Origin of the sequence: Pseudomonas sp. CMR5c (assembly GCF_003850545.1) — a bacterium.
Taxonomy (GTDB): domain Bacteria; phylum Pseudomonadota; class Gammaproteobacteria; order Pseudomonadales; family Pseudomonadaceae; genus Aquipseudomonas; species Aquipseudomonas piscis.
Genome location: NZ_CP027705.1, coordinates 831722 through 846822, shown reverse-complemented (window position 1 = coordinate 846822; position 15101 = coordinate 831722). Strand labels below are relative to the sequence as shown.

Here is a 15101-nt window from a genome sequence, read left to right as displayed (position 1 = left end):
AGGTCGCTGAGAGCGACCCCGATTGCCAGCACTTCGGCGCCACACGAGCTTTCTTTAATATCAATGCGCCACCATTGTGACGGCGATCAACAAATCAGCCTGGCGCATCGAAGCCCTGGCGCAAATCGCCCTCCCGGGGCAGGAAGCGCCCGTGGCGCTGCTCGCTGGCCTGGCCGGCGGCATAACTGCTCACGCCATTGACCCAGACCCCGTCGATCCCCAGGGCCGGGCGCCGTGGCTCCTGGAAGTCGGCCACGTCCCGGACCCGCTCTGGATCGAACAGCACCAGGTCGGCCCAATAGCCTTCGCGGATCTCGCCACGCTGGCGCAGGCCGAAGCGCGCCGCCGACAGGCCGGTCATCTTGTGCACCGCGGTGTGCAGCGGGAACAACCCCAGGTCACGACTGAAGTGGCCCAGCACCCGGGGAAAGGCGCCCCATAACCGGGGATGGGGGAACGGGTCTTCCGGCAGGCCATCGGAGCCGACCATCGTCAGCGGGTGGGCGAGGATGCGCCGCACGTCGCTTTCGTCCATGCCGTAGTACACCGCTCCCGCCGGTTGCAGGCGCTTGGCGGCGGCCTGCAGGTCCAGGCCCCAGTCGGCGGCGATCTGCGCCAGGTCGCGTCCGCCCTGCTCGGGATGCGGCGTGGACCAGGTGATGGTGATGCGATAGGCATCGGTGACCTGCTTGAGGTCCAGGGTCGAGGAACTGGCGGCATAGGGATAGCAGTCGCAGCCCACCGGATGCTCCTGCGCCGCCTGTTCCAGGGCCGCCAGCAGTTGCGGGCTGCGCCCCCAGTTGCCGGCGCCGGCGCACTTGAGGTGGGAGATGATCACCGGTGCCCTGGCCGAACGGCCGATCAGGAAGGCTTCGTCCATGGCCTCCAGCACCGGCTCGAACTCGCTGCGCAGATGCGTGGCATACAGCGCGCCGAAGGCCGTCAACTCCTCGGCCAGCTGACGCACCTCATCGGTCTCGGCGCAGAAGGCACTGGCGTAGGCCAGCCCGGTGGACAGGCCCAGGGCGCCCTGCTCCAGGCTGTCGCGCAGTTGCCCGCGCATCGCCGCGATCTCGCTGGCGGTGGCCGTGCGGTACAGGTCCGCCAGATGGTTGCTGCGCAGGGCGGTATGCCCCACCAGGGCCGCGACATTCACCGCCGGGCGGGCCGCATCCACCGCCGCGCGGTAGTCGGCGAAACGCGGGTAGACGAACATCTCGCGCTGCCCCAGCAGGTTCATCGGGTCCGGCGGATCGCCCTTGAGGGTCACCGGCGCAGCGCTGATGCCGCAGTTGCCGACCACCACCGTGGTCACCCCCTGGCTGAGCTTGGGCAGCATCTGCGGCTGGCGGATCACCACCGTGTCGTCATGGGTGTGCACATCGATGAAGCCCGGGGCCAGCACGCGACCGGCGGCATCGATCTCGACCTCGGCGACCGCACCGGCCAGCTCGCCGATGCGCTGGATGCGCCCGTCGAGGATAGCCAGGTCGGCGTGATAGCCAGGACGGTCGCTGCCGTCGATGACCAGGGCATTGCGGATCAGAGTGTCGTAGCGCATGTCAGTCTCCCAGGGGCAGGCTGTCAGCGCCGCCACGGTAATGGTCCAGGGCCAGCTTGATCCTGCGCAGGCGCTCTTGATTGTCGTCGGGCATGGCCAGGGCCAGTTCCGTGGCCAACACGTCGATGGCCAGCAGCATGCCGTAGCGGGCAGCGGTGGGCTTGTAGATGAACGGGGTCTCGGCGCTGTGCAGTGGCAACAGCACGTCCGCCAGCCCGGCCAGGGGCGAGTCGGGCAAGGTGATGGCGAGCACGGCGGCGCCGTAGCTGCGGGCCAGGGTCACCGCGTCCAGCAGCTCCGGGGTGAGGCCGCTGAGGGAACAGGCGATCACTGCGTGCTGCGATCCCAGGGAGGCAGCGGTCACCCGCATCATCACCGGGTCATGGCAGGCGGCGATGCAGTAGCCCAGGCGCACCAGGCGCACCTGCAGCTCGGCGCTGCACAGGGTCGAACAGCCGCCGGTGCCGAAGGCGTGGATCATCCGCGCGCGGCCCAACAGGCGCACCGCATCGGCGAATTGCGCCTCCTCGAAACCCGCCAGGTGCCGGTGCAGCGTCGCCTCGATATCGCCGACGATCTGCCGGTAGAAACCGGACGCCTCGGTGCTCGCCCCCGGATCGAGGAAGCGGCTGCCCACGCCGCTGGCCTGGGCCAGTTGCAGGCGCAGCTGGCGCAAGTCCCGGCAGCCGACGCTGCGGGCGAAACGCGACAGGGTGGCGGCACTGACCTCGGCGCGCCGGGCCAGCTCCTCGAGGCTGGCGGAGGCGGCGAAGCCCACGTCATCGAGCATCAGCCGGGCGATCCGCGCCTCCCCGGTGCTGAGATCGTCCAGGCGCGAGCGGATCTGGTAAAGGATGTCCATCTAGAGAAACTCCGCGAGAACCAGGGTCAGGCCGAAGGCGATCAGCGAGATCAGGGTCTCCAGCACGGTCCAGGTCTTGAAGGTCTGGATGACGCTCATATTGAAGTATTCCTTGACCAGCCAGAAGCCGCCGTCGTTGACATGGGAGAGGATCACCGAGCCGGCGCCGGTAGCGATCACCAGCAGTTCCGGATGGGGATAACCCAGGCCGACGGCCACCGGCGCCACCACCCCCGAGGCGGTGGTCAGGGCCACGGTGGCCGAACCGGTGGCGACCCGCATCAGTACCGCGAACAGCCAACCCATCCACAACGGCGACAGCTGGAACTGATGGGCCAGGCCGGTCACCTGCTCGGTCACCCCGGAGTCGATGAGGATCCGGTTCAAGCCGCCACCGGCGCCCACCAGGAGGGTGATGCCGGCGGTCGGCGCCAGGCATTCGTTGGTGAACCTGAGGATCGACTCGCGGTTCAGCCCCTGGGCCAGGCCCAGGGTCCAGAAGCTCACCAGGGTGGCGATCAGCAGGGCGATCACCGAGTTGCCGATGAACAACAGGAACTGGTTGAGGCCGGTGCCCGGCGCGGCGATCAAGTTGGCCCAGCCACCCAGCAGCATCAGCACCACCGGCAGCAGGATGGTGCCCAGGGTCAGGCGAAAGCTCGGCAGCCGCACGCGCGGTTCACGGTTGATGAACTGCTGCTCCAGCGGGTTGTGCGCCGGCAACTGGATGTGCGGCACGATCAGCCGCGCATACACCGGGCCGGCGATGATCGCCGTGGGCACGCCGATCAGGATCGCGTACAGCAAGGTCTGCCCCACCGGTGCCTGGTAGGCCTGCACCGCCAGCATCGCCCCCGGATGCGGCGGCACCAGGGCATGCACCACCGACAGCCCGGCGACCATCGGCAGGCCGACCATCAGCAGCGATACCCCGACCCGCCGCGCCACGGTGAAGGCGATCGGCACCAGCAGCACGAAACCCACCTCGAAGAACAACGGCAGCCCCACCAGGAAGGCGATGCAGACCATGGCCCAGTGGGCATTGCGCTCGCCGAAACGAGCCACCAGGGTGCGCGCCACCTGCTCGGCCCCGCCGGATTCAGCCATCAGCTTGCCGAGCATGGTGCCCAGGGCCACCACCAGGGCGATATGCCCCAGGGTCTTGCCGACCCCGGCCTCATAGGCCGCCACCACCCCGGAGGCCGGCATGCCGGCCACCAGCGCCAGGCCCACCGAGACCAGGGTAATGACGATAAAGGGATTGAGACGGTAGCGCGCGATCAGGACGATCAACGCGATGATGGCGACTGCGGCGTAACCCAGCAGTCCGTAAGCCGATACAGGAGCCACGGATACCTCCTTGAAAACAGCGTCGTTTCGAATGGTTATGAAAGTTTTTAATCACTTTAGGCAGTGAATTTCAAACCATATGAAACTGATTTTCGTAAAGAGGCAGGCTTTGTCGTGCATGGCTATGCCAAGGCCCCGGTGATGAAAATCGGCACCGGGTATTTTCATACATATGTCGGGCGGGACGGGCGAGCGCGAAGACTCGCCCGCAGGCCGTCAGTCGTGCTGGACCCGGGCGCGCTTGAGCAGCTTCTTGCAGCGCTCGGACAGGTGCAGCACCCGCAACTGCTTGCCGGCCTTGGCATAGCGTTCGCGCAGGGTCATGAGCGCGGCGATGGCCGAATAGTCGACGAAGCTCAGGTGCCGACAGTCGATGGTCACCCGCGATGGGTCGTTGGCCGGGTCGAACTGGTTGAGGAACGGCGTGGTGGAAGCGAAGAACAAGGTGCCGTGCAGGTGGTAGAGCTTGCTGCCGTCGGCTTCCAGGTGGCTGTCGGCGTACAGCTCGCGGGCCTGCTGCCAGGCGAAGTTGAGGGCGGCGATGACGATGCCGCACATGACCGCGGTGGCCAGGTCGGTGAACACGGTGATCACCGTCACCGCGAGGATCACCAGCACGTCGTTGAGCGGCACCTTGTTGACCACCCGCAAGGAGGCCCAGGCGAAGGTCTGCTGCGACACCACGAACATCACGCCCACCAGCGCCGCCAGGGGAATACGCTCGATCAGCGGCGACAGGAACAGCACGAACAGCAGGATCAGCACCCCGGCCACGACCCCGGACAAGCGCCCACGGCCGCCGGAGCTGAGGTTGATCACGGTCTGGCCGATCATCGCGCAGCCACCCATGCCGCCGAAGACGCCGGAGACCATGTTCGCCGCGCCCAGGGCCACGCACTCGCGGTTGGTGTAGCCGCGGGTCTCGGTGATCTCGTCGGTGAGGTTCAGGGTCAGCAGGGTTTCCAGCAGGCCGACCATGGCCATCAGGAAGGCATAGGGCGCGATGATGCCCAGGGTTTCCAGGGTCCAGGGCACGTCCGGCAGCGCCAGCGCCGGCAAGCCGCCGGCGATGTGGGCCATGTCCCCCAGGGTGCGGGTCGGCAACCCCAGCACGTACACCAGGAGGCCCACGCCGAGGATCGCCACCAGCGCCGGCGGCACCGCCCGGGTCAGGCGCGGCAGCAGGTAGACGATGGCCATGGTCAGCGCCACCAGGCCGGCCATCAGGTACAGCGGCTGGCCGCTGAGCCAGTGCTCGCCACTCTTGAAATGCTCCAGCTGGGCCAGGGCGATGACGATCGCCAAGCCGTTGACGAAGCCCAGCATCACCGGGTGCGGCACCATGCGCACCAGCTTGCCCAGGCGCAGCAGGCCGAAGGCGATCATCACCAGCCCGCCCAGCAGTACCGTGGCCAGCAGGTACTGCACGCCGTGCTGCACCACCAGGGCGACGATCACCACCGCCATGGAGCCGGCCGCGCCGGAGACCATGCCCGGACGGCCGCCGAACAGCGCGGTCAGGGTGCAGATGAAGAAGGCGCCGTACAGGCCCATCAACGGGTTGAGGTGGGCGACCAGGGCAAAGGCGATGCACTCGGGCAGCAGGGCGAAGGAGGTGGTGAGTCCGGCCAGGACATCGGCACGCAGACGTTTTGCTTTCATGATTGACCTGATAGTTAGGCCACGCAGGGGCCCGGGGAATGGCGGGGGAAATCAGGCGGGAATGGTACGGAATCGAAACGCCGCCGACCAGCCGGCCGTCGGCGCGCAGCCAAGCCCTTGCCGGAACCGGCGTACCGGCTCAGGCAAGAGCGCAGCGGTTACTTGACGACTTTGCCTACGCCACGCCCGCGTGGGTCGGAAGCGGTTTCAAGCTGGGTACCATTGACCCGGATGGCCTGGATATCGCCCATCTCCCAGCCCTGGTCCTCGAGGGTGTAGCCCATGGCCTTGAGTTCATCGGCGACCTGGCCGGTGAGCGGCGCATAGGCGTCGTAGTAGATCGTGTCCTTGGGCAGCAGTTGGTGATGCACGCGTTGCGCGGCCACGGCTTTCTCCAGGGGCAGGTGGAAGTCGTAGAGGTTGTTCAACACCTGGAAGATCGAGGTGAAGATCCGCGATCCGCCGGGAGTGCCCAGGACCAGGGTGACCTTGCCGTCGCGGGTCACCAGGCTCGGGCTCATGGACGACAGCATGCGCTTGCCCGGGGCAATGGCATTGGCATCGCCGCCCACCACGCCGAAGGCATTGGCCACGCCGGGCTTGGCGCTGAAGTCGTCCATCTCGTCGTTGAGCAGGAACCCCGCGCCCTTGACCACCACGCCGCTGCCGTAGTCCCAGTTCAGGGTGTAGGTATTGCTCACTGCATTGCCCTGGGCATCGACGATGGAGAAATGGGTGGTCTGGTGCCGCTCCAGCCCTGGGCGCACCTTGTCGGTGGGCGAGATGGCGTCGGGGTTGACCTGGGCCGCGCGCTGCTTGAGGTAGGCCGGGTCGGTCAATGGCTTGACCGGCACCTCGGAAAACGCCGGATCGCCCAGGTAGTCGGCGCGGTCGGCGAACACGCGCTTCTCGATTTCCGCCAGCAGGTGGATGTACTTGGCCGAATTGAGCTCGACGCCCTTGAAGTCGGCGGCGCGTTCCTCCTTGATGCCGATCAGCTGGGCCAGGGCGACCCCGCCGGAACTGGGCGGCGGTGCGGTGTACAGCACGTTGCCACGGAAACTCACCTGCAGCGGCTGGCGCCACTGGACCTTGTAGTCCTGCAGGTCCTGCTTGGTGATCAGGCCCTTGTCGGCCTGCATCTGGGCCACCAGCAAGTCGGCGGTCTTGCCGCTGTAGAACTCCTTGGCGCCCTGGTCGGCGATGCGTTCCAGGGTCGCCGCCAACTCCGGCTGGCGGAAGGTCTGGCCGGGTTGCATGCTGCCAAAGTAATCACCGAAGTTGGTGCTGCCGTTAAACAGCTTCAAGGCATCCTCACGGTACTGGTACTGCTTGTCCGCCACCTTGAAGCCGTTCCTGGCGTAGGCCACTGCGGGGGTGATGAGTTCGCTCCAGGGCAGCTTGCCGAACTTCCGGTGGGCCTCCCACAGGCCCATCACGGTGCCCGGCACCCCGGCGGCGCGGGCGCCCACCAGGCTGAGGTTCTCGATCACCTCGCCCTTGTCATTCAGGTACATGTCGCGGGTCGCGGCCTTGGGCGCGGTTTCCCGGTAGTCGAGGAAATACGGCTTGCCGTCGATGAACAGCGTCATGAAGCCGCCACCGCCGATATTGCCGGCCTCGGGATAGGTCACGGCCAGGGTGAAGGCCGTGGCCACCGCAGCGTCCACCGCGTTGCCGCCCTTCTTGAGGATCTGCGCCGCGACATCGGCGCCGTACTGGTTGGGTGCGGCCACCGCACCGCCTTCAAGGGGCGCGGCGAAGGCTGGAATACTGGCAGCGAGCGCCAGGCCCAGAGTGAGGGTCGTGCACGGCAAGATACCCATGGAGTCCGTCCTTTGTCGTTGTTTTCAGACCAGACGAACCTTAGCAGGCCGTTGAAAAACTATCTGCGTTGCCATCGCTGCGTTAAAAACAGGCTGGTGCGCCAGCCCGGTCAAAATGCTCATTTACCATTTGTAAACTGCGCTTTTTCGCCTGTTTTCGCCTTGCGCTGGCTGCCTCGCCTACGTTTTTCAACGGCCTGTTAGGCGCTTTGTTGCGCGGAGGGCAAACGCCCACAGCAAAACGGCCGCCCGCAGGCAGCCGTTTGTCGCAGATGGATCAGTGGAGCAGCCGCTCCTCAGACCATCTCGTGCTCGATCCACTCCAGCACCGAAGTCCGCCGTGGTGCCCAGCCCAGTAGCTCGCGAGCCTTCTTGCCGCGTACCCGGCTGTTGGAGCCCAGGCCATAGTTGGCCATCTCGTAGCCCCACTCGGCCTCGGCGGCAGGCAGCGGCCAGTCCTCGGGTTCGCCCAGATGCAGGGCACGGGCCATGGCGCGGGTCATGTCGATGAAGGACGCCTCGCCGCTCTCGACGAAGTAGAAACTGCCCGGGGTGTTGCCGGTCAGGGCCAGGGCGTAGAGCGCCACCACGTCCTCGATGTGCACGTTGGACCAGATGTTCTGCCCCGGCCCGACGTGGCGCACCACACCGCTCTTGCGCGCTTGCTTGAGCAGGCGCGGCAGCTGCACGCTGTCACGCTTGACGCCCAGGCTGTGGCCGTAGATCAGGGTGTTGCACAGCACCGCCGAGTTCACCCCGTCCTTGGCCGCCGCCAGGATCAGGTTGTCGATGGCCACCCGGGCGGCCTTGTCCACGGTGGGCTCCGGCAACTGGTCTTCGTAGTAGAGGGTATCGCTGGCCTTGCCGCCGGAAGCGTCGCCGACGATGCTCGAACCGCTGGTGTGCAGGAACGGCTTGTTCGAGCCCTTGAGCGCGGCCAGCAACACTTCCACCGCACCACGATGGTCGCTGCTGGCTGCGTTGATCACCGCATCGGCGGCCCGGGCCTGTTCGCTCAGCAGGGCGCTGTCGTCCAGGCTGCCCACCACGGGCTTGATGCCCAGGGCCGTCAGCTCGGCGGCTTGCTCGGCGCTGCGCACCAGGCCAGTGACCTGATGCCCGGCCTTGACCAGGCCGGTGGCGATGGAACCGCCGATGAAACCCGCGGCACCGGTAACGAATACGTTCATGGAGAGACTCCCTGGGTGGATAAGTGATGGCGCCAGTATCGGCGCGCCTGTTCCGACGAAACAGCCGGGCTGGACCAAATCACTCTTGCGCAGGAATCACGAATCCCCAGCCAGGGAAGCAGGACCTCAGCCCTCGAAGTCCGGGTCAGCGTAGTCGGCCAGCTTGCTCTGGATGAAGTCCAGGAAGCACTGGATGCGCAGGGCCAACTGCGAGTTGCGGTAGTACACGGCGTTGATCGGCTGGCGGTAGCCGCTGTTGAACTCGCCGAGGATCGGCGTCAGGCGCCCGGCACGGATGTCGTCGATGGTCATGAAGTGCGACAGGCAGGCGATGCCCTGCCCCTCCAGTACCAGGTGGCGCAGGGTCTCGCCGCTGGAGGCGCTGATGCCTGGCTGGATCTGCCAGCGGTCGCCATGGGGGTGGCGCAGCGGCCAGTGGTTGAGGCTTTCGGTCTGGGTGAAGCCCAACAGCGTGTGTGCGCTGAGCTCGGCAACGCTGTGTGGGGTGCCATGGCGTTCCAGGTAAGCCGGGCTGGCCAGGATGCGCAACGGGCTGCAACCCAGGGAGCGGGCATGCAGGGTCGAGTCGGCCAGGGTGCCGATGCGGATCGCGATATCGGTGCTCTGCTCCAGGAGATCGATGATCAGGTCGTTGCTGTTGAGCTCCAGCTGGATATGCGGGTACAGACTGCGGAACTCGGCGATGTAGGGCACGATGGCATGCAGCATGAACGGCGAGGCGGCGTTGATCCGCAGGCGTCCCGAAGGGGTCTGCTGGCGCGACGACAGGCGCTCTTCCAGTTCGTCCATCTGGTCGAGGATCGACTTGGCCTGCTCGAAGAAATACTTGCCCTCCTCGGTCAGGTCCATGCGCCGGGTGGTGCGGTTGATCAGCGTGGTATCGAGCTTGGATTCCAGGCGCGACAAGGTGCGGCTGACCGCCGATGGCGTCTGCCCGACCTGCTCGGCGGCGGCGGAGATGGAACCACACTCGATGACACAGACGAATATCTGCAGTTCGTCGGATCTGGCTTTCACAGGCAACCCTCTATCGATTGGTAGCTGTAGCCGCGCGCAGACTGCGACGCGCGGCGGCTACAGGAACGGCCTACCGATATTAGCGGCTTTGGGCCTTAAGACCGAACACCTGGCGCAGGTGCTGCTCATAGCGGTGCACGTCGCCCTCGACGTCCGGACGCTTCATCACGTCGACGCAGAGGAAGGTCGGCAGGGGGCTCATGCCCAGGAACTGGTTGGCCTTGTGGAACGGGAAATAGACCGCGTCCACCCCTTTGCCTTCGAAGAAATCGCTCGGGTCGTCGAAGGCCTGCTGCGGTGCATTCCAGGTCAGCGAGAGCATGTACTGCTTGCCCTGGACCAGGCCACCGCTGCCGTACTTCTGCGAAGCGTCGGAGCGGGTCCGGCCGTCGTTGGCATACAAGCTGCCGTGGCCCTGGGTGAAGACTTCGTCGATGTACTTCTTGACGATCCAGGGCTCGCCCATCCACCAGGCAGGCATCTGGTAGACGATCACGTCGGCCCAGAGATACTTCGCCACTTCTTCCTGGGCGTCGTAGCCCTGGTCGATATGGGTGACCTTGACGTCCAGGCCGCCACGATCCAGCACCGCCAGCGCAACCTCATGCAAGGTGGTGTTGTAGCGGCCATCGGAGTGAGCGAATTGCTTGGCGCCATTGAGCAGCAGTACTTTTTTCATGAGCGGGCCCTGTCGCGGGAACGGCCCCTTGCATGCGTCGCGCGACGCCAGGCCGTTGGGGTGGAAAACGAGGGCGGCAGGTTAGTGAAGGGCTCGCGCGGGAATAAGCCCCGGGCGCTCAAAATACATTTGCCGTAAAGGCACGAATCAAACCTTGATTGTTGCCTTAGAATCCCTGGCAATTTCCTTTGCCATGAGTGCATCGCCATGTCCCGCCAGGCTTTCATCCTCCATGCCAAGACCCGCCCCGAACGGGCTGCCGAATTCGAAGCGCTGTTCCTGGGTTATGTCGCCGCCAGCCGGGCCGAACCCGGCTGCATCGAGTACCACATGCTGCGCGACCGGCAGGACCCCAGCCTGTTCATCTTCTACGAAGTCTGGGAGTCCCAGGAGGCACTGGACGTGCACTCCAACCTGCCGCACATGAAGCAGTTCCGCGATGCTCGCATGGAGTACCTGGAACGCGACTTCGAGATCCGCGCCATCGACATGCTCAGCCCGGCTTCTGCTAGCCGCTGACGAGCAGGTGGGCCCCCAGCAGGGCCAGGCCGATGAAGAACACCCGCTTGAACAGCAACGCGCTGATGCGCTGGCGCAACCACTGCCCCAGCCACATGCCCAGCAGCGCCGGAACCAGGGCCAGCAACGAGGCCCCCAGCTCCGCACCGCCCAGTTGACCGCCCCAGGCCAGGCCGGCGGCCAGGGCCAGGGTCGAGACGGTGAATGACAGGCCCAGGGCCTGGACCAGCGCATCGCGGCCCAGGCCCAACGCTTGCAGGTAAGGCACCGCCGGAATCACGAACACCCCGGTGACCGCAGTGACCAGGCCAGTGGCCAATCCACACAAGGGCGCCAGCCAACGCTCATGGGCCGGGGCGATGCGCAGCTGCGGTAAGCACAGGCCCGCCAGGGCATAGAGCAACAGCGCCGCGCCCAGCCCCCGCACCACCCACGGCCCACCATCGATGCCCAGCCACAGGCAGCCGCCCAGGGTGCCGGCGCAGGTCGCCAACAACAGCGGCCACAAACGCCTGAGCAGGGCCGGCAGGTGCCCACCCAAAGCCAGTTGCCAGAGATTGGTCAGGGTCGCCGGAATGATCAGCAAGGCCGCAGCCTGCGCCGGAGCCATAGCCAGCCCCAGGAGCCCCATGGCCACCGTGGGCAGGCCCAGGCCGATCACACCCTTGACCATGCCAGCCATGACGAAGATGCCGAGCACCCATAAAGACAGGGCCAGGCCGAGATCCTGATAGAACGCGAGGGAAGTATTCATGGGCCTATCCTGCACTCGCCCGGCTGCGCTGAAAATCTGCCATATACTGAGCCAGCCTCTTGCCGTACAAGAGGCTGGTTCCCGATACCCTGGCTGTGGAGGCCCCGCATGCACTTCGACCTGGTGGACCTGCGCTTGTACTTGAATGTCCTCGAAGCCGGCAATATCACCGCCGGCGCCCAGCGCAGCCACCTGTCCCTGGCCGCCGCCAGCGCGCGGATCCGCGCCATGGAAAGCTCCCTGGGCATCGAGTTCCTCGAACGTGGCCGTCGCGGGGTCAGCCCGACACCGGCCGGCAAGGCCCTGGCCCAGCACGCCCGGACCCTGCTGCGGTATGCCGAGCACCTGCAACAGGACCTCACCGAATACGCCAGGGGGGTCAAGGGCCAGGTGCGCTTGCTGTGCAACACCAGCGCCCTGAGCGAATACCTGCCGGAGTTGCTGGCGGACTTTCTGCGTGGCCGGCCCCAGGTCGACATCGAGCTGCAGGAGCTGCCCAGCATGCGCATCACCCATGCCCTGCGCCAGGGCGCGGCGGAGCTGGGCATCGTCTCCGACGCCGTGGATACCCATGGCCTGGAGAGCCGGCCGTTTCGCGACGACCCGCTGTTCCTGGCGATGCCTGTGGACCATCCATTGCGCCAGCAGGCCGAACCGCGCTTCAGCGACACCCTGGCCTACGACTATGTCGGCCTGGCCAGCCACAGCGCCCTGGCGGTGTACCTGGAAGAACAGGCCCTGCACCTGGGCCGGCGCATGCAGTTGCGAATCCGCGCCGAAGGCTTCGACGCCGCCCTGCGCATGGTGGCCCGTGGCGCCGGGCTGGCCCTGGTGCCCCAGGCCGCCGTGGAACGCAACCGCCACCTGGCCCTGCATGCCCGGCCCCTGGGCGAGCCCTGGGCCCGGCGCCGGTTGCTGCTGTGCGCCCGGGGTTTTGCCACCTTGCCGCTGTATGCCCAGGAGCTGTGCCAGGCCTTGCTCGAACCTTGACTCTACCCCTAGGGGCAGACCTTAGCCTGCGGGCTTCTTCCTCAAGGACCAAGGCAATGAGCAAACGCATCCTGGTGATTCTCGGCCACCCCTCCCGCGCCAGCCTGTGCGGGGCATTGAGCGAGCGCTATGTCGCCGCGGCGCAGCAGGCCGGCAATGAAGTGCGGTGCCTGTACCTGGGCGACCTGCGCTTCGATCCGGTGCTGCAGGAGGGTTATCGACGGATCCAGCCACTGGAGGACGACCTGCAGCGAGCCCAGGCCGATATCCTCTGGGCCGAGCACCTGGCCTGGGTCTTCCCCATCTGGTGGGGTGGGATCCCGGCCTTGCTCAAGGGCTTTCTCGACCGGGTGCTGCTGCCCGGCTACGCCTTCAAGTACCGCCCCGGCAAGGCCTTTCCCGAGCAGTTGCTCAAGGGCCGCACCGCCGACCTGCTGGTGACCATGGACACCCCGCCCTGGTACTACCGCTGGTTCTACCGCATGCCCGGCCTGCACCAGATGCGCCGCACCACCCTGGCCTTCTGCGGCATCCGCACCTTGCGCACCCTGGCTTTCGGCCCGGTGCTGGACGCCAGCGACCTGGCCCGCGCCAGCTGGTTGCAGCAGGCGGATCGACTTGCCAGGCGCTGAATCCGCCCGATAATGCGCGGCACCCGGCCACCCTGCCCGGTTCAGCACAAGGAAGCCGCCATGTACATCGGCCAAGCCGCGCGATTGTCCGGAACCACCATCAAGAGCATCCGCCACTACGAGGCCATCGGCCTGTTGCCCGAAGCGCCGCGCCAGGGCCGCTACCGGCTCTATGACGCGCAGAGCGTCGAGCAACTGGTGTTCATCAAGTGCGCGCAACAGCTGGGATTCAAGCTCAAGGAGCTGCAACAGGTATTCGCCGCCCACCAGGGCCAGGCCTTCCCCTGGGACCAGGCCCAGGCGGCCCTGGCGCGCAAGAAGCGCGACCTGCGGCGCCAGATCGATGACCTGCAACAACTGCACGCCCGACTGGAAGCCTTCGAGGACAGCCTGCAACAGGCCCGGGAGGAGTGCCCCCTGGACAGCCTCTAGCGGGCCGTTGAAAAACTGGCGGCGTTGCCATCGCCTATGTTTTTCAACGGTCTGCCAGGGCCGCCCGGGAAGCGGCGCATCAGACTTGCGACAACGCGGCCGTGCTCCTGGGCCGGCGGAAGAACAGCCAGTAGACCAGGCTCAGCAACAGCAGGAAGGGTACGCCGAACACCAGGGTCATCTTGAATGCATCGGTGAAGAAGGTGGTGATCATCACCGCCCCCATCAAGAACAAGCCGAGCAAGGTGCTGTAGGGAAACAGGCGCATGCGGAACGACAGCGGCTGCTCGCCATGGCGCTGGTGATAGCGCCGGAAGCAGTAGTGGGTGAGGAAGATCATGAACCAGGTGAAGATCGCGCCGAACATCGAGATCGCCATCATCAGGGCGAACGAGCTCTCCGGGTAGAACACGTTGATCAGGGTCGCCAGGGCGATGCCGGAGCTGGACAGCAGCAAGGCATTGAGCGGGATCCCGGTCTTGCTCAGGGCGCCCATGGATTTGGGCGCATAACCGGCGCGGGACAGGCTGAACATCATCCGCGTGGTGATGTAGAGCTGGCTGTTCATGGCCGACAGCGCGGCGATCAGGATCACGAAGTTCATCACCCCGGTGGCCCCGGGAATGCCGATGGTCTGCATCACCGTGACGAACGGACTCTGGGCCTTGCCCGCCTGGACCCAGGGCACGATGGCCAGCATCAGTGCCAGGGTCAGCAGATAGAACACCACCAGGCGCAGGATGGTGGCGCGAAACGCCTGCTTCACCGCGCGCTGCGGATCCTTGGCCTCACCGGCCGCCACCGCGATCATCTCCACGCTCAGGTAGCTGAAGATCGACACGATCACCGCGATCCACATGCCCTGCAAACCGTTGGGGAAGAAGCCGCCGTGGGCGCTGTAGTTGTGCACTCCGTAGTCGGGGTTGCCGGAGCCGAACACCACGTACACCGCCAGGATGATGAAGCCGACGATGGCGGCGATCTTGATGGTGGAGAACCAGTATTCGAAGTTGCCGAAGGTCTTCACGCTGATGGCGTTGAGCAGGATCAGCATGCTGGAGAAGGAGATGATCCACACCCACTCCGGCACGTTGGCGAACCAGTACTTCATGTACATGGCGATGGCCGTGACCTCGGCCCCCACCGCCAGGACGATGGCCGCCCAGTAGGCATAGCGCACCAGGAAACCGGCCAGGGGCCCGATGTAGAACTCGGCATAGGCGCCGAAGGAGCCGGAGGTGGAATGGGCCACGGTCATTTCCGCCAGGCACCCCATCAGCAGCAGGGTGATCAGGGCGCCGATGGCATAGCTGAGCAGCACGCTGGGCCCGGCATAACCTATGGCATAGGCGCTGCCCATGAACAGCCCGGTACCTATGGCTCCACCGATGGCGATCATGCTCATCTGGCCGGCGGTCAGCTGCCGCCTCAGGCCGTGCTCGCGATTGGAAATCGCTTCGAAACCCTTGTTGGTGGTGGTCACGTTCAGTGCCTCTTTATTGTTGTGTGCACGTGTTGATCTATTTGGCGGCGCGTCCTTGTGCCACGCAGTGTCGTCATGCGGCGCAGGCCGCGAGCGAGCCGGACCCGGTCGCGGCCTGCGCCA

General features: G+C 65.9%; 14 protein-coding genes. 4 read left to right on the top strand and 10 right to left on the bottom strand.

The window, feature by feature from the left end; translation table 11 throughout:
- Positions 1 to 94: 94 nt before the first annotated feature.
- The 8 genes from C4K40_RS03830 to C4K40_RS03795 form a co-directional block, all read right to left on the bottom strand.
- On the bottom strand, positions 95 to 1561 hold the full coding sequence (locus C4K40_RS03830; protein WP_053136826.1) for an amidohydrolase family protein: 1467 nt from the start codon (positions 1559 to 1561) through the stop codon (positions 95 to 97).
- A 1-nt stretch (position 1562) separates the two neighbouring features.
- Complete coding sequence (locus tag C4K40_RS03825) at positions 1563 to 2423, bottom strand: MurR/RpiR family transcriptional regulator (protein ID WP_053136823.1); 861 nt, start codon at positions 2421 to 2423, stop codon at positions 1563 to 1565.
- Complete coding sequence (locus C4K40_RS03820; protein WP_053136819.1) at positions 2424 to 3773, bottom strand: gluconate:H+ symporter; 1350 nt, start codon at positions 3771 to 3773, stop codon at positions 2424 to 2426.
- A 216-nt stretch (positions 3774 to 3989) separates the two neighbouring features.
- Entirely contained in the window at positions 3990 to 5435 is a 1446-nt protein-coding gene (locus C4K40_RS03815; protein WP_022638954.1) for a SulP family inorganic anion transporter, read from the bottom strand.
- A gap of 158 nt (positions 5436 to 5593) precedes the next feature.
- Entirely contained in the window at positions 5594 to 7261 is a 1668-nt protein-coding gene (gene ggt / locus C4K40_RS03810) for a gamma-glutamyltransferase (RefSeq protein ID WP_053136816.1), read from the bottom strand.
- Between the two features lie 296 nt (positions 7262 to 7557).
- A complete protein-coding gene (locus C4K40_RS03805) occupies positions 7558 to 8451 on the bottom strand; it encodes an NAD-dependent epimerase/dehydratase family protein (RefSeq protein WP_053136814.1) in 894 nt (297 codons plus the stop codon).
- Between the two features lie 126 nt (positions 8452 to 8577).
- Complete coding sequence (locus C4K40_RS03800) at positions 8578 to 9489, bottom strand: LysR family transcriptional regulator (protein WP_053136811.1); 912 nt, start codon at positions 9487 to 9489, stop codon at positions 8578 to 8580.
- A 79-nt stretch (positions 9490 to 9568) separates the two neighbouring features.
- Positions 9569 to 10168, bottom strand: a complete 600-nt coding sequence (locus tag C4K40_RS03795) for an NAD(P)H-dependent oxidoreductase (protein WP_053136808.1) — start codon at positions 10166 to 10168, stop codon at positions 9569 to 9571.
- 207 nt (positions 10169 to 10375) lie between these two features.
- On the opposite strand from C4K40_RS03795, the gene C4K40_RS03790 reads away from it, so the two are divergent.
- Positions 10376 to 10687, top strand: coding sequence for a putative quinol monooxygenase (locus C4K40_RS03790; protein ID WP_053136805.1), 312 nt, complete (start codon positions 10376 to 10378; stop codon positions 10685 to 10687).
- Here the strand turns inward: C4K40_RS03790 and C4K40_RS03785 are convergent.
- Positions 10677 to 11441 carry a sulfite exporter TauE/SafE family protein gene (locus tag C4K40_RS03785; RefSeq protein WP_053136802.1) on the bottom strand — a complete coding sequence of 255 codons (765 nt, stop codon included), beginning with the start codon at positions 11439 to 11441 and terminating at the stop codon, positions 10677 to 10679. The two genes, C4K40_RS03790 and C4K40_RS03785, sit on opposite strands and share 11 nt — an antisense overlap.
- 108 nt (positions 11442 to 11549) lie before the next feature.
- Here C4K40_RS03785 and C4K40_RS03780 point away from each other — a divergent pair, with 108 nt between their 5' ends.
- Genes C4K40_RS03780 through C4K40_RS03770 form a run of 3 tightly spaced genes read left to right on the top strand, consistent with a single transcriptional unit; the run spans position 11550 to position 13495 of the window.
- Entirely contained in the window at positions 11550 to 12431 is an 882-nt protein-coding gene (locus tag C4K40_RS03780) for a LysR substrate-binding domain-containing protein (RefSeq protein ID WP_053136799.1), read from the top strand.
- A 56-nt stretch (positions 12432 to 12487) separates the two neighbouring features.
- On the top strand, positions 12488 to 13063 hold the full coding sequence (locus C4K40_RS03775; RefSeq protein WP_022638946.1) for an NAD(P)H-dependent oxidoreductase: 576 nt from the start codon (positions 12488 to 12490) through the stop codon (positions 13061 to 13063).
- 60 nt (positions 13064 to 13123) lie between these two features.
- Entirely contained in the window at positions 13124 to 13495 is a 372-nt protein-coding gene (locus C4K40_RS03770; protein WP_022638945.1) for a MerR family transcriptional regulator, read from the top strand.
- A 79-nt stretch (positions 13496 to 13574) separates the two neighbouring features.
- On the opposite strand, the gene C4K40_RS03765 is transcribed toward C4K40_RS03770, so the two are convergent.
- Positions 13575 to 14978: an amino acid permease gene (locus C4K40_RS03765; protein ID WP_053136796.1), complete on the bottom strand. Its 1404-nt coding sequence runs from the start codon at positions 14976 to 14978 to the stop codon at positions 13575 to 13577.
- Positions 14979 to 15101 lie beyond the last annotated feature (123 nt).

Excerpts from the sequence above, each read along its gene's own strand:
- C4K40_RS03830 (WP_053136826.1), bottom strand. The coding sequence starts at position 1,561 with ATGCGCTACGACACTCTGATCCGCAATGCCCTGGTCATCGACGGCAGC.
- C4K40_RS03825 (WP_053136823.1), bottom strand. The coding sequence starts at position 2,423 with ATGGACATCCTTTACCAGATCCGCTCGCGCCTGGACGATCTCAGCACC.
- C4K40_RS03815 (WP_022638954.1), bottom strand. The coding sequence starts at position 5,435 with ATGAAAGCAAAACGTCTGCGTGCCGATGTCCTGGCCGGACTCACCACC.
- ggt (WP_053136816.1), bottom strand. The coding sequence starts at position 7,261 with ATGGGTATCTTGCCGTGCACGACCCTCACTCTGGGCCTGGCGCTCGCT.
- C4K40_RS03805 (WP_053136814.1), bottom strand. The coding sequence starts at position 8,451 with ATGAACGTATTCGTTACCGGTGCCGCGGGTTTCATCGGCGGTTCCATC.
- C4K40_RS03795 (WP_053136808.1), bottom strand. The coding sequence starts at position 10,168 with ATGAAAAAAGTACTGCTGCTCAATGGCGCCAAGCAATTCGCTCACTCC.
- C4K40_RS03790 (WP_053136805.1), top strand. The coding sequence starts at position 10,376 with ATGTCCCGCCAGGCTTTCATCCTCCATGCCAAGACCCGCCCCGAACGG.
- C4K40_RS03785 (WP_053136802.1), bottom strand. The coding sequence starts at position 11,441 with ATGAATACTTCCCTCGCGTTCTATCAGGATCTCGGCCTGGCCCTGTCT.
- C4K40_RS03780 (WP_053136799.1), top strand. The coding sequence starts at position 11,550 with ATGCACTTCGACCTGGTGGACCTGCGCTTGTACTTGAATGTCCTCGAA.
- C4K40_RS03775 (WP_022638946.1), top strand. The coding sequence starts at position 12,488 with ATGAGCAAACGCATCCTGGTGATTCTCGGCCACCCCTCCCGCGCCAGC.
- C4K40_RS03770 (WP_022638945.1), top strand. The coding sequence starts at position 13,124 with ATGTACATCGGCCAAGCCGCGCGATTGTCCGGAACCACCATCAAGAGC.